This window comes from Sphingobium sp. CECT 9361 (genome assembly GCF_918741285.1).
In the GTDB taxonomy this organism is placed as follows: domain Bacteria; phylum Pseudomonadota; class Alphaproteobacteria; order Sphingomonadales; family Sphingomonadaceae; genus Sphingobium.
In genome coordinates this window covers 1-18,079 of the sequence record NZ_CAKKNC010000006.1, presented here as the reverse complement: position 1 = coordinate 18,079, position 18,079 = coordinate 1, and the positions used below count along the sequence as shown (strand labels likewise).

Genomic DNA, 18,079 nt, shown 5'->3' with positions numbered 1-18,079 from the left:
GATCGTTGTTTATGTTTTGCCGGCACGCATCGTTGCGCTTGCCGGAGATATTCAGTGGGCGCTTTCAGCGACGTCCTTCGAGGTAGTCGTTCAGCACTTCGTGGAAAAAGCGCACACGGGTTTCCTGACCGGTCAGATAGGCGTCATCATAACCGCGCGAGTGCATTCCGCGCTGCTGACCCTCGGCCAGCATCATGTCCTGATAGACGATCTGCCCCTCGATTTCGGGAACGCCCCGGCCGTTGTCGAATGCGCGATGCTCCATCTCCGCCTCCCGCAAAGGCTGCGGGCCGGCCATGATCGATTCCACGACGGTCTGCCCCGCCACCGGAAAGGCCATGCACCACAGATCGAACGTGCATTTGTTCGGATCGGTCGGATGCGGTTCGGTGCGGAAGAAAATGAGATTGTCGGGCAGGAAGGATATGGTGACGTTGGGAAACATCACTGTATGCGGGCTGTCGGTGATTTCCTCGTCTGACATATGCTCGTAGTGAACATAGCCCCGATCCTTCCACAGCCGCCGCTTGGCCGCTTTCAGGTCGAGCCATCCCTGCATCGCCTTGGTTTCGTAATCGGGATAGCTGTCCGGATCGATGTCCCACTGCCGCAATATATAATCGAACGGATGCGGCGCGCCTTCGGGCAGCCGGTCGCTTAGGGAGGGGCGCATGGGTTGCACCGTTCGCCCATGGCCGTTGGGGTACATTTCATGCCGTGCGGTATCGACATCCTGATCGATCCAGGGCGGCACCTGCGGATGGGCGGTGCGCGTGTGATAGCTTTCGCTGAAATTGTCGGTCGCGAATTTCCAGTTGGTGTTGAGATCGACCTTCATCCAGAAGACCCGAACCGCCGTATCCATCGGATAATTTTTATATACCTCTGGCATGGGCGAGAGATAGTCGCGCAACGCAGGCGCATTGTCGTCCATTGTGTACCAGACGAACCCACCCCAGACATCGCAGCGCAGTTCTTTGAGCTTCAGCTTGCCGCATGGATCGCCCTGTGGGAAATCATGCGCGTCCTGCGCATAGGCCAGCACGCCGTCCTGGCCCCAGATCCAGCCATGATAGGGGCATTGAAATTGCGTCGCTGCCGCACTGTCATTGACCAGCCGCATCCCGCGATGGCGGCACGCATTGTAGAATGCCTTGATGCTGCCGTCCGCCTGCTTCACGCAGAAGACGGACTCGTTCATGAAGTCGTGGACGATATAATCGCCAGCTTCTTCCAGTTCAGCGGTGCGGCCCGCGACGTGCCAGATGCGGGTCCACATATGGTCCCACTCGCGCTGCATGAAATCGCGGGAGGTATAGCGGTCCCCGGTGATCGGATCGCCGCGCAGGTGCGATGCGTCGCGGCCGTCTATCGTCAAAGGATGCAATTGCGGCCAATTCATCATGTGTCCCAACCTGATAGGATGTCACCTGCAGAGGTGAAGGCTCACGCGGCACATGATGATCGGAACAAGGTCGGGCATTGAATGATCGGAGCCATGCAGCTTCGACTGTGCCTCTCCTGTCGCTGGTCGTCATCTGCCAACTGTTGAAGAGACAATAGCTAAATTGGTCGATCGACCAACCTGTCAAATCAGTGAGGTTTGGTCAGGCGCTCAAGGCCTGCGCTGAAGAAACGAATGGCCGGACGCGCCATGTCCTCCAGACCGCCGACCGAGTGATGATCCCGCGTCAGATCGTCCAGAAAACCCGGATCCTGAACCATGAAGATCAACGCCGATTCGATCAGATAGATCGCGGCCAGAATATCGCTGGCTTGCGCATCCGGGGTCAGGACACGCACCCGTTCTTCGAACAAGACACTTACGGCGCTCAGCTTCTGCAACACCGGGCGTAATTCCGGCATCCGGTATGAACTCATGAGATGGGATGTCATGATGACATAGTGACGCAGATCATGATCCGGCGTTGCTGCAATCGTCAGGAAGGGCCGCACGAAAGCTGATACGGTTTGTTCGGGGTTCAGCCCTGCCGGGGCCGCCGCATCGGCATCGGCAAAACTTTGCGCTATGATCTCGACAAGCATTCCAAGCTTGCGGTCGACTACGGCACTGAAGATGTCGTGCTTGTTGCCGAAATGATAGTGGACGAGGCTCTGACGGACGCCAGCCTGCGCCGCGATATCGCGCAGCCCCGTGCCTTGATACCCATGCCGGGCGAAAAGAACTTCGGAGGCATCGAGAATAGCCTTCCGGGTTTCGGCTCCTTTGGGGGATTTGCGTGTCGCCATATCGAGCCCGCTTAGCCGTAAAACGGCCCACAGCAAAAGGCTAAGCTGTATGATGGCTCCCACCATGAGAACGAAGCGGACCGGCAATACCGGTCCGCTCGCATCGGTGTCGCGCCGTTGCTGGCGGACGGGGTCAATCGACTTTCTGAATCACCGCACGTCCAAACCGAATAGTACCCGATGGCGTATAACTGCCGTTTTCCGCACGCAGATAGGCGTAGAGATTATGCGTAATCTCCCCCGCAGCCAGCGGCATTTCACCAGCCACATAGCTATGCGGCGCAGTGCGCAGCACGCCCGACATCGCTTCGCTGGGCAGCCCGCCGACCATGTCGGGCAGTTGCAGGTCGCTGTTGTAATTGCTGCCGCCTTTCCAGCGCATCTGCAAATGCGGGAAGGCGATGCAGTTATTGCCTGCGTCGATCTCGAACTCCACCAGTGCTTCGATAGTATCGCCCGCCGCGATGGACGCGAGCGACGCCGTGGAAGGGTTCTGGAACAATCGACCGAACGGCCCCCACGCCGCCGCCGTAAAGCCGCTGGCCGTATAACTGCCGCCAAATGTCATCTGGTGCATCCGCCGTCCCGTAAGGGGTGACGCCACCTGAGTATGGGCAACCGTCAGGCCGGATGTGTTCGACATCGATGCTGTCCAGCTCGTTGGCGCGGTGCCGCTGATCGTGCCGGAGGACGGCGTAGTTACCGTGCCGCTGGCGCCTTCCATCATCGGGTTCTGGACATAGCTGGCGTGGGTCAGTCCGCTCGACCAGGCCAGATTGTTGCAGGGGAGCAGATCGATGGGCGGATACCAGGTGCGCAGGATCGCGGCGACAGCCTTGCCCGCATAATAACCGCCTGCAATCGCCGGATGCGTACCATCATAGGTATAGCCCGCACGAGGTTGCGCACCGACCGATGCCGGGTCGGCAATATCCGGCAAACAGGCCGAAGCGACCGCCACCATGCCCTGCGCCCGCGCAGCGAAACGCGCGAGCCAGCGATTACAGCGGTCCATCACCTGAAACTGCGCCGCCGTGAACAGTGCCGAAAAGCCGCTGGTACGCGGTAGGATCGGCGCGAAGATCGTGCGGCAGTTACGCTGCGCATTGAACTGCGCGATGGCTTCCCAATTGGCGACGATCGTTTCGAACGGCAGTCCGTCCTTCACATCGTTGGTGCCGCAATGGACATACATGAAGGCCGGCTTGCGCGGCATCTGGGCATGAAATGCGGGCAGGTTGGTCAGGATCGTGGCAGTCGTTTCGCCGGGAAAGCCCCAGATGTTCGTCGTGGTCGGCACCTGCACCCGCTGTCCGCACAGGATCAGCGCCCAGGTAAGGATGCCCTTTGCGCTTTTGAGGATATTGGTTGGGGCGGGGGGCAGGGTGACACGATCGGACCCGTTGTAATCGGCGGTCGCGATGCTGTCGCCGATCGACGCGCCAAGCGGCGTGGTGGCCGCCAGCGCGGCCTTGGCAAGAGCGGCATTGGACAGGCCGCCCAGACTCCCTGAAGTACGGGGCATGGGTTCAGGCCTCCGCAATCAGAGCGGAGGCAGTGGTGCCGGTCGCCCGGACATGACTGGCGCGCACCGCGATGTAGCTGGCGTCCGGCAAATTCCGGTAAATGACATCGGCGCTGCCATCCACGCCGCGCAACGTCACGTCTCCGCCGCCGCCGACATAGATGCCCTTGGGAATGAACGGCAGTGCATTACTGTCATGCGGCACGATTGGATAAGGCGCGCGGGACGGCGACCCTTCGGCATCCTGATAGCTGGCAAAAATATCGACCATGAATGAGTCTCCTGAAAGAGAGGGAAGGCATGAAGCGGATGTGGGAAATCATCCTCGACCGGCTCCGTCTAAAACCCATATGGTTATGTAGGACAGAATAAATTTGCCAAAAATTTTCGCGCTTGATCTGCTTGATCGTTGCACGGTCGCGACCATGCCTCTATCGTTGGTCTATGAGCGAAGCGATCAGTGCGGAGCAGGGGCAGCGGCTCTGCATATATACCCGCGCGTGGCGCTCCTCGGGGGCGGGGCTGTTCGCTCAGGAGCTGGTAGCGGGGATCGTCGACAAGGGGGGTGACGTCACTTTCGTCGCGCCGCGCGCGCAGGATGCCCGCTTCGAAGAACCGCGACCGCGCCTGAGGCGCTTTTCGCCGCCCCATGAACAGCCGGGGCTGGGCCGAATCGCCAATATCGTCCGGTCACTGTCCCGGATGGCACTGTCGGTAGCCTACCTTTTGCGGGCGCGGATGACGTGCCGCATTTTCGTCGTTTCGATCCCCGATCCGTTGATTGTCTCGGTCCCGGCCCTTGCCCTGCTGCGCCTGACCGGAGCGCGCATCATTTTTATCGCGCACGATCCCTTGCCGCACGCTTGGAAACTGCCTGCTGCATTGCGCTGGCTGGAGCGTGGGATGCACGGCGCCTGTTATCGTCTCGCGTCGGCCGTCGCCGTCTTGAGCGAACCCTCCCGCGCCAAAATGGCGGAGGCGTTTCCTACCCTGACTACGCCCGTCTGCGTGATCGAACATGGCGTATTCGTGATGGGCGATCCGCAACCTTTGCAGGGCGATGGCCTGTTGCTGCTTTTTGGCACGCTGCGGCGAAACAAGGGTATATTGGAGGGCATGGAAGGGGTGCTGTTCGCCCACGCTGCCGGTGTGCCGGTGCGCCTCATCGTAGCGGGGGGCGTGCACAAGGAGGAGCAGGACTATGCACGGGCCATCGAGGAGTGCGCTGCGCGTGCGCCCGATGTGATCGACCTACGGCTGGGCTATGTCGACGACAGTGCGCTGCGCGATGTGCTGGCGGCATCGGACGCTTTGCTGCTGCCCTATATGGACTTCCACTCGCAAAGCGGGGTCGCGTTATTGGCGGCGTCCAATGCGCGTCCGGTGATTGCCTCCGCAGCAGGAGGAATCGGTGCATTGATGGCGGAAGGGATGCCTTCGGTCACGATTGCGCAGCCGGTGACGGCACGAAACGTCGAAGCAGCCATTACGGCGTTCTTCGCCACGCCCACCGCGACCTGGAACATGCAGGCGCAGCGCTACCTTGAACATACGCTGGATGTTCGATCCTGGCAGGCGATTGGCGCTCAGTATCTCGCGCTGGCGGCCCGGATCTGACGGCCCTTTACCGTTCGCCCTGCACCTTCGCGCGTATCCGCCGCCGCAGATCGTCGGGCAATATCCATAACAGGATGAATGCAAAGAGCTGCCGCGCGGTCGGCTTTCCCTTTTTAAATGCGGCGCGCAGCAACGGCAGGAAAGCGTGCCACTGGCGCTTCGCGGCAACATCCTGCGCGACGACGGACAAGCAGAAACCGGCATAAGCCCGCCGCGTCAAAAGGCTTCCCATGCGGTCGGCCCATGCCAGCGACCGTTCCCACGCCCCATCGCGACTGAGCGACGGTCTTGCCTCCCCCACATAATGCACGACCAATGGTTCCGGTGCAGTCAATAAGGTGCAGCCTTGTTCCTTCACCGCGCGGATCATCAACTCCCAGTCTTCGTGCAAGCGGGAGTCGGCAAATTGCAGCCTGTCGAACATCGGGCGCGGAAACATGAAAGACGATGTCTGGAGGAAACTTTGCCCACCCTTCAGCCATGACCGCCGATCGAACATCCATTCGTCGAGCGATATATCCCCGGCATAGCCTTGGATCGGTCTTATGAATGGCCCCTGCGGCGTCATCACGCGGCTGAGCGTGACGAGGGCGGTGCGTTCGGGGTCGACGCTCCCGTCCTGCGGCAGCATGGCAAGTTGCTTTTCCAGTTTGGTCGGCAACCATTCGTCGTCATCGTCCAGAAACGCCACCCATTGTCCCGTCGCAGCCAATGCGCCCGTATTGCGCGCCACGCCGGGGCCGCGCTGATCGGGTTGCACGATCCGGCGCAGGCGGGGGTCGGTGAAGCTGTCCAGCGCGGTTTCCGTGGCGGGATCGGGACCATCCACCACGACGATCACCTCCAGATCGCGCAGGCTCTGCGAAAGGACGCTTTCTATGGCGCGTTTCACCAGATCGGGACGCCCGAACGTCGGTATTACTGCACTTACGATCGGCATCTATTCCGTTTCCGTATTGCCTGGATGCCAACACTGCATCCCGCGTATCGCATCCTAATCCGAAATGGTGTAAAACTTACATCACGGCTGTTCCAACAACGTGCCTACGCAAATTATGTTGCGCTGCAACATAATTTGTCGCTTAATATGGAGTAAAGGTTGGTCGTGGTAGCGGACTCGCACCATTTCGGTTTTTAATCAGCATGATCGCGTGTCGACTTATCGATGTTGCGTTGTTGCTTTAGGGGGCTGGCCCCTGCTTGAAGAGGGTAAAGTTGCTTAATTTCGGTCGACTGCTCAAGGCACGTTCGGGAAACCCGTCTACGGCGGAAGGCGAGCGCATTTATGCGATAGGGGATATCCACGGCAGGCTCGACCTGATGAAGGATATACTTGCCCGCATCGAAAGACATGCTGCTACGCTGCCGCCTGCGCGCTCGGTGCATATCGTGGTGCTGGGCGACATGATCGATCGCGGCCCGGATTCGGCGGCTGTCCTGCGCTATCTGCACGGGGTCCAACAGACGACGGGTCGGCTTATTGTCCTGCATGGTAATCATGAGGAATTGATGTTGCGTGCGCTGGCGGGAGAGCCGGGGATGCTGCGTGCCTGGATGCGCATCGGCGGTTCTGCGACGATCCGCAGCTATGGCGTCGAACCCCCGCACCGCGACGACGATCAGCGCGCGGCCGTCAACGACCTGCTAAAAGTTATCCCCTCGAACATCATCGAATGGATTCGCCATCTGCCGTTGACTGCACGGTCTGGGGATTATCTCTTCTGTCACGCCGGTATCCGGCCCGGCGTTGCCCTTAAGCGACAAAAGCGCGCCGATCTCCTCTGGATTCGCGACGAGTTTCTGGAAGATCCGCTGGATCACGGCGTCATGGTCGTTCACGGCCACAGCGTGTCGACCGATGTCGAGATGCGCGGGAACCGTATCGGCATCGATACCGGCGCCTATCGCACCGGCATATTGACGGCGCTGTATCTGGAAGGGGAAGATCGTCAGATCATCTCCACCGAAGCGCCGCTGGAGTTGGGTAGCGCCGACGCAGTGGATGCCACGCCGGTCGAAGGCCAGCTATCCTGATATCGGTATCTACAAGGCAGCGGACTGCACTATGATAAGCACTGTTTTGGGCCTCCTTCTCGCGGTCGCACCGCAAGGCACCGCCGTGCCATTGCCCCCCGCGCCCCCGGCTGCCGCGCAACCGGCCACCCCTACGCCCAATGCGGTGACACCCAAGGGTGCCGATAATGCTGCCGATATGGGGTATCTCTCCGCCGGTGCGCTCGTCGATCGCTGCTCGGAAACGTCTTCGGCCAGCACATCCTATTGCTTCGCCTATATCGCCGGCGTCAGCGATGCGATGAAAGCCTATGAAATCTGGCTCAACGCTCGCGAATTCTGCCCACCCGCCGGGCAATCGCAAAGCGATCTGCGCCGTGCATTTGTCGGTTTCGTTTCGGCGTATCCCACCAACCGGACCGGACAGGCGGCGTCAGTCGTGGTGGTGTCGCTCAAGCAGACATATCCATGCGAGCCTGAACCGTCGCCTGCCACGCCTCTTCCGCCGAAGCCCTGATCTAAGGCTTAGCTATGAAAGCGTGACCGCAGGTTGCGCAGCGGCGTTGTCATCGTAAACGATAGCTGCGCCATCGCGTAGGTGAAAGCAAAGCCCACCACGATCATGATGAGTTTGGTCGTGGTGTCCGCCGCCATCATCTTGGTCCCCGACCACCAGTAATAGGCGTTCACCGGCTCAAGATGCCAGAGATAGGCGCCATAGGACAGCACACCCATCTTCCGCATCACGGGCATTTCAAGAAGCCGCACGGCCAGACCCGCGCTGTCCCCGAATAGTCCGTAGAACAGGCACACCATCGCCAGCCCCTGAAGACTGTAGCGATAGGTTTCGCGGAAATCCGCGTCGCGCAGGATAAGCGAGACGATGACCAGCGCTCCGGCGATACCGATCGCCGACCAGCATGCGAACATGCCTTTCAACCGATAGGCGAACCGATGGAAAAGCACCGCAGTCAGGCAACCATAAGCGATGCTGTCCATTCGCGCATCGCTCGCGCAATAGGTGTAGGGATGCAGGCTGTTGTCTGACTGGTGAAAACCGAACGGTGCACCATGATGCACGATATGCAGCCGCCAAAGCAGGCAACCGACGCAAATGGCGATCAACGTGCCGACCAGCAGTTTCGTCCTGCCACCCATCACAGCGATGAGCAGCGGAAAGGTCAGGTAGAATTGCTCCTCCACGGCCAGCGACCACATATGCAACAGGGGTTTGAGTTCGGCGGCGGTGGAGAAATAGTCGGTCTGTTTCCACAGCACGACATTGACGACGAACGCGAAGGAACCGGCCAGTTGCTTGACGAACTTGCCATATTCCACACTGTCGAGCAGCCATGGGGCGGCAAGAGCGGTCAGCGTGAGAGTGGCGTAGGCGGCCGGGAACAGGCGCCGGATGCGGCGAGCGTAGAAATCCTTGAGCGTGAATATGCCGCTGTTGAGCCGATTGTCGATCAATCCCGCCATCAGATAGCCGGAGATGACGAAGAACATGTCGACGCCCAGAAACCCGCCGGGCAATCCGGGTAGGCGGGCGTGGTGGACAAGGACGAGCAGGATCGCGATGGCGCGCAATCCCTGAATATCCTGCCGGTGCGGTGCGGCGGGAGCAGTCACGCGATGCTCTGCCGCAGCTTGGACTGCCCATGGACCCATCGCCTTGCCTCACGCCACGTCCATGCGGCGAAGACGATCTCCCCAAGCAACGTGCCCAGGATCGACCAGAGGGGGCCGAAAGCAAGCAGAAGGATCAATACGCCAAGGATAGAAAAGACACAGGAATAGACGGAGGCGAAGGCCAGTGGGCGAAACGCGCCGCCTGCTTGGAGGAGACTGCTTTCGGGTGCACGGGCGAATCGGACAGCCGCGACGAGCAGCCATAGGGAGGCGCCGACGATCAATGTCTGCAGGGAATAATGTGCGGGAAACAACAGGCGCGGTGCGAAGATCAGCAACGCAGCCGTCGCCAGCGCCGTCGCGACCCAGACTATGCCGAGCATCCAGCGAAAGCCGATGAGTGAACGATGCGCCCCCGCCGCATTATCCTCGCCGATCGACCGCGCCATTTGCGCCCGCTCATATTCGGACAAGGCGTTGACGGCCACGCTGCAGGGGCGGATCAGCAAGGCAGTTGCTGCGATTGGCGCGAAGGCAGCGGGGCCGAAAATAGCGGTCACCAGATAGACCTGACTGTTGGCGGTGATCTCTGTCGTTACCACGCCCAGCAGCGACCAGGACGCATGTTGCCGCCAGGTTTCCCGATACGCAGAGAAGTCCGGCCAGCGCCAATGGGCAAACTGTGCCGACAGATAGCGCCGTCCCAGAGGCAATAAGCCGATGAGCGCAGATACCAAAAGAATGGCGAAGCTGGCACCAATGCTCACTTGCTTCGATATCGTAATGATTGCGATTCCCAACAATAGCGCCGCCGCATAAGCGATGTCCGAAGCCATCGCTCTCACGGGCAGGCCGCGCGCGAAGGCGTCGGTCCGGCCTACCCAGCGCACCAATGTCGTGCTGGTATACAGCGCGAACATCGCTGCGGCATCGATGGGCAGTTTCATGGCCAAGCCAATAGCCGCAATGGGAATCGCTACCACGACTGCAGCCAGCAGATTGACGGACAGGATCGCTGCCTTGGTGGCTTCCCGATCCTGAATAAGTCGATGCGTCATTGCGATCAGCAAGGGCGCGCAGAACAGCGCGCTCCAGATACCAAGCATCAGTTGGGCGGTGACGAGCAGGAAGGAAAAACTGCCGAAATCGCGTGGGGGGAGGAGCCGGAGTAGCGCCAGCGAGAGCAGGAACTGGGCACCCGCGGAGGCAATCGGCCCTGCCGATGCCAGTGCATATCGCCAGATGCGTTCCACCCCCTCGTCGCCGATTAAGGCGCGCGCGAGACGGACGGCCGTTTAGCCTTCGGAAAACGGTTGCTGTCCATAGCCGCTATGGCAGCGATGGCGAACATCAGGAAAACCTGCGGTATGCCGTCGCGATCGAACAAGGTGCTTTCCGTGGCATTATGCCCGATGCAGAAAAAGAGGATGGAGACGATCAGCGCATTGCGCGGGGCGTTCGAATCGGCTTTCCGGATCAGCGTGACAATCGGAACGATGACGGTTGCGATCACAATCAGTACCAGTCCGGGCAAGCCAACGGTCGCGAGCAAATCGAGAAAACCATTATGTCCCGTGGCGACTTCGGTGACCCACCCGGTGGCATAGCGATAGATCGGTCCCTGCGGGCCGATGTTCCAGAAAGACCCATAACCCGATCCGAGCCACGGGTTGTCGCTCCAGTAGTCGACAAGCGCTTTCCAGATGAGCGGGCGGCCGGTGAAGGAGCGCTCATCGGTGAAGTTGCCGCTCAGCGGATCCTTGTAGATGTAGACTGCAATCGCGCCTGCGATGCCTGCCAAGGCAGTCAGCGATATGATGAAGCCCTTGGCGCGGCCTTTGTAATATTGGAACAGCGCGCCGATCGCTATCGCGCATACCACCATGCCTGCCGATGTCTTTGATCCGGAGCGGTAGAGGAAATAGCTGGCCGCCGCGATGACGATGATACGCAAGGCCATCGGGATGCGGCGTGCATCGAACAGGAACATGAGGATGAGGATCGCTACGGTCGGACCGGCGAAGTTCTTGTGCGTCATGATCCCGCGCCAGTCGCCGATCAATCCCTTGTCAGCAGGTTCATTGACCGAGTGGACGCCCATTTCGGGGAAAAGGATCGACACCGCGATGTTGATGAGGAGGAGCGCCACCAGAAGCGCACGTGCGATCATCAACGGCTGGTCTACGCCCACACGCCGCACAATCGCAAAGATGCTCCAGATGATCGTCGTCGTCAGAAACGCACGGCGAAAAGCGATGCCGGGCTCCAGCGCCCAGGCTATGCTTAGCCACACCCAAAGCAGCGCGACGCAAATGGCGATGGGCACCACCAGCAGCCTTTTGGGATCGACCAGCGGTCGGCTGCCGTAGATGGCAAGCCCGAATACCGTCAGATAGCCTGCCTGACGTACCGGGCTGCCTTCGCCAGTGCCGGGCAGGCCGCTGTAGGACATGAAGGGACCAAGGAGGCAGAATATGATCAGGATGACCCACGCCAACAGCAGGGGGCCGCGCCGGATCGGCAGTTGTGCCGTTTCTGTGGCCATCGCTTGATCTGAAGTGAAAAGTTTCATGACGAGGTAACTGCAGTGCGGTTTCTATATGCCAAAAGGCTGGCATTGCTGGTCAACGGATCGGCCAGCGCAACATAGTCGGTAATCATTTTTTCGAAGGTCAATTCGCGTGCCAGCTTCATAGCGCGATCGCTCCACAATGCGCGTTGCGCGGGGTCGTTGAGGATAGACTCTATCGCTGTAGCCAGGCCTGCATCGTCGTCGAGGTCGACGGCGATGCCACAGCGCGTGCCATCTCTGGCGGTAATGCCTTCCACCTGGCTCGGCACGTTGGACACGATCAGCGGCAACCCCAGCTTTGCTGCTTCTATCAGCGCAAGGCTGTGCCCTTCGAACAGGCTGACCTGTACGAAGACGTCGCCCATCGACATGAGCGTCAGCGCCTCTTCGCGATCGCGATTGCCCAATATGTGCATCCGGTCATCGACGCGCAGGTCGACCATCATCTGACGCAAAGTGTCTTCGTCCGCGCCGCAGCCGAGCATGTCGACTTCGACATCACGGGTCAGCGCGATGGCACGAATGAGCATCTCGTTATTCTTCGGCCATTCCAGCCGGCCGCAGACGACTACACGCCGGCCATGCGGTCGATCGATTGCCTGCAACCGCAGTCGCTCCAGCAAATCTTCGATACGCGGCGGGATGGCGTTGTGAATGGTCAACCGCTTTGCCTTGTAAAGGGCAGGCTTGTCGTCGAGCGTCGTGTTGACCGTGTCCGACACGCTGACGATAGCGGCTACGTTTCGCGCGCTGCCCGTAAAGCGATCAAGGAAGTTCAGGCTCGGCTTATATACGGTCGCGGGTGAGTGATGGGACACGATCACGCGCGTCCGGGGGCTGAATATCTTCGCGAAGAACGGCACCAGCACATTGGCCGCCGGCATGGAGGAAATGATAAGTTCCGGTCGTTCGCGCCGCATCCAACGCGCCAGTTCCCGAAGCATGCGGAACTTGCCGCTTATACCCGACGGCGTACCGGTGATGACGTAAGACCATGCCAGAATGTTCGTCGGAGGCTCCACAATGGACGGCAAGGGATAGAGTCCTACCAACTGTGCCGAATACCCAAGCTCATGAAAGCCTTCCGCGAGATTGGTCCACAACTCGCGTACGCCCCCGTGCGCGTGGGAAGCAAAGAAAACAACAGATTTGCCCGGCACCCACATCCTCCAAGGTGTCGAACCCGCTCGACGTAACTGATCGGCGATTCGGCGCCCGATGTCCTATTCCAAACCGTCAAGAAATCGCGGGTTGCAATGTAGGATAGTATCCAAAACGGTGGATGACGCCAATTCTTTAAAAGCGCAAGCCTGCGCACGATAATAGATTGAATAAAAACGTATTGGTTACACCTGACAGGTTGATCGAAACCATTTCGGATGTGTTACTTTAACCCAACCGATAGTAGGATTTATACCATGTGGCGAAGCGATCCAGCCCTTCGGCCAACATTACTTTAGGGCGATATCCGGTCAGCGCATGCAGCTTCGATACGTCGGCATAGGTTGCCGTGACGTCACCCGGCTGCATCGGCCGCATGATTTTATCGGCCTTGTGCCCGATGGCCGTTTCCAGGGTTTCGATCATTTCCATCAAGCCGACGGGATGACTGTCGCCTATGTTCAGGACGCGGTGCTCACCGGTCGCGGGCGGATTGTCCAGCGCGCCGACGATGCCATCGACGATGTCGTCGATATAAGTGAAATCGCGCGCCATTTTCCCTTCGCCATAGACTTCGATCGGCTCACCACGCATGATTTTGTTGGTGAAGCCGAAATAGGCCATGTCGGGCCGACCCCACGGGCCGTAGACTGTGAAGAAGCGCAAACCCGTCTGCGGAAAACCGTAGAGCGAGGCGTAGGATTGGCTCATCAACTCGCAGGAGCGCTTGGTGGCGGCATAGAGCGATACGGGGCTGGCGGCGGGTTCATCCTCGGTGAAGCCGTTCCCGCCCATCGGCTTGTCGCCATAGACCGAACTGGACGATGCATAGACGAGGTGGACGAAGCCCTTCGCATGGCGGCACGCTTCGATGATCGCGAGGTGGCCGGCGAGGTTCGATTTCTGATAGGCGAAGGGATTGTCGATGCTGTAACGCACGCCCGCCTGCGCTGCCAGATGGATGACGCGCGTTATGCCATGTTCGCGTACCAGAGCGGCGATGCCTTCGGCGTCCGACACATCCATTTTATGGAAGGTGAACCCGGCGCACGTCTCAAACGTGGCGAGGCGGGCCTCCTTCAGGGATGTTTCGTAATAGTCGTTGACGTTGTCGATACCGATGACGGTCTCACCGCGTTCGAGCAGGCGATGCGCGGTGGCGTGGCCGATGAAACCCGCAGTGCCGGTTACCAAAATGGGTGCGGTCATGGTTCAGCCTATCCGTTCATGGGGCAAGGCAGGCATGACAATCGCTTCGCTCAGCCCCGGAAAGAGCCGATTAAGGCATGATGCCGCCGACATGAGATGCACCACTGAATCGCTCCTGTTTTGCCAACGTCCTTGCTGCGGCGCAGCATAGCCGCACCATCCAATAACTCAACCGAATTGGATGATGATTGCCATTCCCCCAAGCGCATTAAAATGCGTTACGATGCACCACAACGCCCAAAGTGCGCGCAAGGATGATCAATTCGCGTCCCAGCGTCCAGCTTTCTATATACTCCAGATCGGCACCAAGGCGATTGATGAGATCGTCTGGCACTTCCGTCGCGCCGCGATAGCCGCGCACCTGTGCCAGTCCGGTGATGCCGGGCTTGAGCGAATGGCGCATCCAGTATTTGTGATCGACTTCCCAGAACAACTGGTTGCCTGCCATCGACCCCAGCGCATGGGGACGCGGCCCGACCAGGCTCATGTCACCGATCAGTACGTTGAAAAGCTGGGGCAGTTCGTCGATGCTGGTGGAGCGGATGAATTTGCCGACGCGCGTGATGCGGTCATCCGTCCGCGAGGCGGATCTATTGCCCGAGCTGTCTGACGTTTCGACGCGCATGCTGCGGAACTTCATGATCTGGAACAGCCGGTTGCCGCGGCCCACACGGTTCTGTTTGAACAGAATCGGGCCGGGGCTGTCGAGGCGGATGGCTATCGCAACCAGCAGCAACAGCGGGGTCAGGGCAATGATAGCAGGCACTGTCAGCGACAAATCCAGTGCGCGTTTTTTCGCGCGATTGGCTGTGCTGAGAGGGCCGCGCGACACGATATGCGTATCGTGCCCACCAAACAGACCGATACCCACAATTCCGGTGGAATCGAATTCGGGCGCGACGATTTCGCCGTTGATGTTCGCGCCACGCAGCAGCATCGTCCACCGTGTCCGACGTTCCGCCGAACATGCGACTACGACACGCTCAAACCCATCGACCAGCAGCCCGAGGCGCTGGAGCATTTCGGGGTTGCCCAGATCCGGTTCGAACCCGATCGCCTTGGTCGACACCATGTGGGGTGCTTTTGGGCAATCCAGTTCTACATCGTCGATGATGAGCAGTTCGTTGATCGACGCGCCTTCGAGTCGTTGCGTTGCGTATCGGCAAAAGGCAAAGCGCGTTGCCGCCAGAAATATCGCCGACAATACGGACCCGGCGCCGAAGGTCAGGCGCGAGACGGTGTCGGCCGTACCCAGTGCGAAGAGGAAGAATACGACCGTAATGACGGCGTAGAACAAAGCCGTCAGCGCCTTTGCGGCATTCACGCGTGGAGTGAGCAGGGCGGTGCTGCTGAATGTCTCACCCTGAATGGCATAGCCGATATAGATAGGTATCAGCATGAGGGAGAGGCGCAGGCCGGAAATTACGCCGGTCTCGACCCGGATAAGGCCAATCAGGAAAAAGGCGACGGCGATGGCGAGCGTATCGAGCGCCATCAGCTCGAAATACAAGCTGATACGCCGCAATCTCTTTTCCGCCGGTTTGGTCGCTATTACCAACCCTGGCCGCTCCATCCGATATGGGGCATTCATCGCTCGACCTCTGACTGTTTGCTTGGCCCCATAGGCATGGACGCGACACTAAGCCGACATTTACTAAAATTTACGCCGCCTCACAAGCAGATGCTGCGTTGCGGTATGATGAACAGTTTTCGTGTTTCGCCGTGACACAGAAAGAAAACAGCGTGTTGCGACAGAGCGGGTAGGGTTCTGGATCAGTCGTTACGGGCGAAAACTTACTTTTTCCCAAATATCTAGCGGATGGGCACATTTCGTGTTCGGTAATCTACGTAGTTTGTTGGTCGATCGGGTTGAGCGAGCATCCCGACAAGGATATTTCGTGACCTAAAAACCCGCTAGGCCGGTTTGCGCGCGCGAAAAATAACGTCGTCCAAAGCATGTTTCTGCTGCAGATCGGGGGCCAGATCGCGCGCGGCGACGGTATCGAGCACAAAACCTCCATTACGGATTCGTTCTGCGAAATCGGGCCCGTACTGCCGTACATGGTCCCACTGTCCGAAGCGCCTTTCGCGTTCGCGTTGCGACATGCCCATATGGCCATCTTCGGTCGGGCGATCCCACAGAGGCACGATCAGCCATGCTTCGCCACCCGGTTTGAGGGCGGTGAACATGTTCGAAAGGACGCGGGCGTCATCCTCCACATGTTCCATGACATGGCTGGCATAGATGATGTCGAACCGGTCCTTTGCATCCATCTGCATCAGGTCCATCGCCACGACGCCGGGCAGGTCGTAAACATCGGGATGCAGATCGGCGGGGACGTAGTCGCCAGCCTGCGCGGCGAAACGCGAGACGAGCCCGGCTTCATTGGGGGCGATGTGGAGCACGGATGCGCCCTTCGGCACGGTCAGTTGGCCGCTGTCCAGCAGGTAGCAGACGAGGCGCTGGCGCGGAGACGCGCCGCAGGCGGGGCAACCCCAGGTGGCGTTATCGCCATAGCGGAAGAAGCCGACAACATCGGCCTTGCAGGCCGGGCAGCTATAGCCTGCTTTGGCGCCGGTTGCCGCACGCAGCTTCAGCGTTGCGAACGATGCCCATTTGATGGCGGCTTTCGATGCCCGCTGAAACGTAATCACTTGGCTCTCCGTCGGATCGTGGCGTGGCTATAGTGGATTTGCCACATATCTCGACTGTTTTCGTGTGGCGTCAGTCGCGGGACTTTGCGGGCGCCCATGTTTGGTAGGTCTTGCCGCGCAGGGCGTCGATGACGCCCACGAACGTCGCGCCGATGGAAAGCAGGATTTCGCTGATGGGGGATAGGAGCGGGACGGTCACCGCGCGCCCGATGGTCAAGGCGATGAGTCCTGCGATCCAGAGGATGGCGGCGGCCGGGCCATAGCCGCAATGGACCAGCAATGCCGTGACGGTGAGCAATCCCAGCAACAGGAACGGCGCGCCGAACCAACGCAACAACTTGTGCGAGACATATTTGTAAATGTCGATGGCGGGGAAGGATCGGACGATGTGCGGCCAGAGGTGGCGGTGGGTGTTGTACGCGCGGCAAGCGATGCGGCGCTTGCGGCGGAACTCGTCGCGGGGATCGGTGGTGTTCTTCTCGTAAGCGATGACGTCCGGCGCGCTGATGAGGCGAAACGTCTCCAGGATGACCCATATGGAGGATGTCATGTCATCCAACAGATGGGCCGGAATTTCGGGATACAGCGCCCGCCGCGTAGCAAAAATCGAGCCGTCGGCGCCCATCATCGAGCCGCAACGCGACTCGAGCGCCTTGATGGTTTCTTCCATCCGCCAATAGAGGCCGCCGACGCTGGCGGTGACGCCATCCGTTTCGTTGATGTAGCGCAGAGTGCCGGACACACCGCCGATGGCGGGGTCGCGAAAATAATCGAGCAGCGGCGCGACCGATTCGGGGGCGAGGATGACGTTGGCGTCAGTGAAGATGCAGATGTCGCCCGTCGCCTGTGCCACCATCCTGCGCATACCCGTGGCTTTGCCGGTGCGTTCGGTCGAGGGGACGAGGGTGAGGAGGTCGGGCCGGCTCAGCAGGAGGTCGCGGGTGCCGTCCGTGCTCATGTCGGAATAGGCAATGATCTGGATATCGGGATGCAGCGCCTTGATCGCTTCGAGGTTGCGCAGCTTGGCGGGGAGCGCGCGTTCTTCATTATAGGCCGAGAACAGGAGGCTGGCGCTGGGGCGGGGGAGCTTCGGGTCTTGCACCACCGGCCGTGCGCGCATCAGGCGCAGGGTGAGCGGAAAGCTAATGTAGGGGTGCAGAAAGAGAGCGAAGCAAAGCGCGGCAACGATGAGATATACTGCTGTCATACGTCGCCCTCCCTTCGTGCTGAGCGTGTCGAAGGGCTTCCTTTGACGCAAGGACGAAGCTTCGACAAGCTCAGCCCGAACGGGGAACTGGCTTAGCGGCGGTAAGCTATCAGCGGGCCAGCAATTCCGTGGCGAAGGCCCGGATATGCGCGCCGATGTCTTCGCGTTCCAGCGCGAGCGCGAAGTTGGCTTCGATGAAACCGGCCTTCGACCCGCAATCGTAGCGGTCGCCCTTGAA

At 59.7% G+C, this 18,079-nt stretch carries 16 protein-coding genes and 1 pseudogene; 3 read left to right on the top strand and 14 right to left on the bottom strand.

Going from position 1 to position 18,079, the window contains the following annotated elements:
- Nucleotides 1–64: 64 nt before the first annotated feature.
- The 4 genes from LQ220_RS10505 to LQ220_RS10490 form a co-directional block, all read right to left on the bottom strand.
- Complete coding sequence (locus LQ220_RS10505) at nucleotides 65–1,405, bottom strand: aromatic ring-hydroxylating dioxygenase subunit alpha (protein WP_230188249.1); 1,341 nt, start codon at nucleotides 1,403–1,405, stop codon at nucleotides 65–67.
- 188 nt (nucleotides 1,406–1,593) lie between these two features.
- Nucleotides 1,594–2,250: a TetR/AcrR family transcriptional regulator gene (locus LQ220_RS10500; RefSeq protein ID WP_230188248.1), complete on the bottom strand. Its 657-nt coding sequence runs from the start codon at nucleotides 2,248–2,250 to the stop codon at nucleotides 1,594–1,596.
- 133 nt (nucleotides 2,251–2,383) lie between these two features.
- Complete coding sequence (locus LQ220_RS10495) at nucleotides 2,384–3,775, bottom strand: SGNH/GDSL hydrolase family protein (protein ID WP_230188247.1); 1,392 nt, start codon at nucleotides 3,773–3,775, stop codon at nucleotides 2,384–2,386.
- 4 nt (nucleotides 3,776–3,779) lie between these two features.
- Nucleotides 3,780–4,046, bottom strand: coding sequence for a hypothetical protein (locus tag LQ220_RS10490; protein ID WP_230188246.1), 267 nt, complete (start codon nucleotides 4,044–4,046; stop codon nucleotides 3,780–3,782).
- A 173-nt stretch (nucleotides 4,047–4,219) separates the two neighbouring features.
- On the opposite strand from LQ220_RS10490, the gene LQ220_RS10485 reads away from it, so the two are divergent.
- Nucleotides 4,220–5,392 (top strand): glycosyltransferase family 4 protein, encoded by a 1,173-nt coding sequence (locus LQ220_RS10485; RefSeq protein ID WP_230188245.1) that lies wholly within the window; start codon nucleotides 4,220–4,222, stop codon nucleotides 5,390–5,392.
- A 7-nt stretch (nucleotides 5,393–5,399) separates the two neighbouring features.
- Here the strand turns inward: LQ220_RS10485 and LQ220_RS10480 are convergent, their stop codons facing one another.
- Complete coding sequence (locus LQ220_RS10480; RefSeq protein WP_230188244.1) at nucleotides 5,400–6,332, bottom strand: glycosyltransferase family 2 protein; 933 nt, start codon at nucleotides 6,330–6,332, stop codon at nucleotides 5,400–5,402.
- Nucleotides 6,333–6,592: 260 nt separating this feature from the next.
- Between LQ220_RS10480 and LQ220_RS10475 the strand changes: the two genes are divergently transcribed.
- Complete coding sequence (locus LQ220_RS10475) at nucleotides 6,593–7,426, top strand: metallophosphoesterase family protein (RefSeq protein WP_230188243.1); 834 nt, start codon at nucleotides 6,593–6,595, stop codon at nucleotides 7,424–7,426.
- A gap of 31 nt (nucleotides 7,427–7,457) precedes the next feature.
- Complete coding sequence (locus LQ220_RS10470) at nucleotides 7,458–7,922, top strand: Rap1a/Tai family immunity protein (RefSeq protein WP_230188242.1); 465 nt, start codon at nucleotides 7,458–7,460, stop codon at nucleotides 7,920–7,922.
- A gap of 8 nt (nucleotides 7,923–7,930) precedes the next feature.
- Here LQ220_RS10470 and LQ220_RS10465 read toward each other — a convergent pair whose 3' ends face one another.
- The 9 genes and pseudogenes from LQ220_RS10465 to LQ220_RS10425 form a co-directional block, all read right to left on the bottom strand.
- On the bottom strand, nucleotides 7,931–9,037 hold the full coding sequence (locus LQ220_RS10465) for an acyltransferase (RefSeq protein ID WP_230188241.1): 1,107 nt from the start codon (nucleotides 9,035–9,037) through the stop codon (nucleotides 7,931–7,933).
- On the bottom strand, nucleotides 9,034–10,290 hold the full coding sequence (locus LQ220_RS10460; RefSeq protein ID WP_230188240.1) for a hypothetical protein: 1,257 nt from the start codon (nucleotides 10,288–10,290) through the stop codon (nucleotides 9,034–9,036). The genes LQ220_RS10465 and LQ220_RS10460 overlap by 4 nt, the downstream gene beginning before the upstream one ends.
- 14 nt (nucleotides 10,291–10,304) lie before the next feature.
- Nucleotides 10,305–11,582, bottom strand: coding sequence for an O-antigen ligase family protein (locus LQ220_RS10455; RefSeq protein ID WP_230188239.1), 1,278 nt, complete (start codon nucleotides 11,580–11,582; stop codon nucleotides 10,305–10,307).
- Nucleotides 11,583–11,605: 23 nt separating this feature from the next.
- Nucleotides 11,606–12,769 (bottom strand): glycosyltransferase family 4 protein, encoded by a 1,164-nt coding sequence (locus LQ220_RS10450; RefSeq protein WP_230188238.1) that lies wholly within the window; start codon nucleotides 12,767–12,769, stop codon nucleotides 11,606–11,608.
- Nucleotides 12,770–12,998: 229 nt separating this feature from the next.
- Nucleotides 12,999–13,979 (bottom strand): SDR family NAD(P)-dependent oxidoreductase, encoded by a 981-nt coding sequence (locus tag LQ220_RS10445; protein ID WP_230188237.1) that lies wholly within the window; start codon nucleotides 13,977–13,979, stop codon nucleotides 12,999–13,001.
- Nucleotides 13,980–14,187: 208 nt separating this feature from the next.
- On the bottom strand, nucleotides 14,188–15,504 hold the full coding sequence (locus LQ220_RS10440; RefSeq protein WP_230188236.1) for a sugar transferase: 1,317 nt from the start codon (nucleotides 15,502–15,504) through the stop codon (nucleotides 14,188–14,190).
- A 389-nt stretch (nucleotides 15,505–15,893) separates the two neighbouring features.
- On the bottom strand, nucleotides 15,894–16,634 hold the full coding sequence (locus tag LQ220_RS10435; protein WP_230188235.1) for a methyltransferase domain-containing protein: 741 nt from the start codon (nucleotides 16,632–16,634) through the stop codon (nucleotides 15,894–15,896).
- A gap of 70 nt (nucleotides 16,635–16,704) precedes the next feature.
- Nucleotides 16,705–17,841 (bottom strand): glycosyltransferase, encoded by a 1,137-nt coding sequence (locus tag LQ220_RS10430; protein ID WP_230188234.1) that lies wholly within the window; start codon nucleotides 17,839–17,841, stop codon nucleotides 16,705–16,707.
- A 109-nt stretch (nucleotides 17,842–17,950) separates the two neighbouring features.
- A pseudogene (locus LQ220_RS10425) lies at nucleotides 17,951–18,079 on the bottom strand (UTP--glucose-1-phosphate uridylyltransferase); the annotation flags it as partial.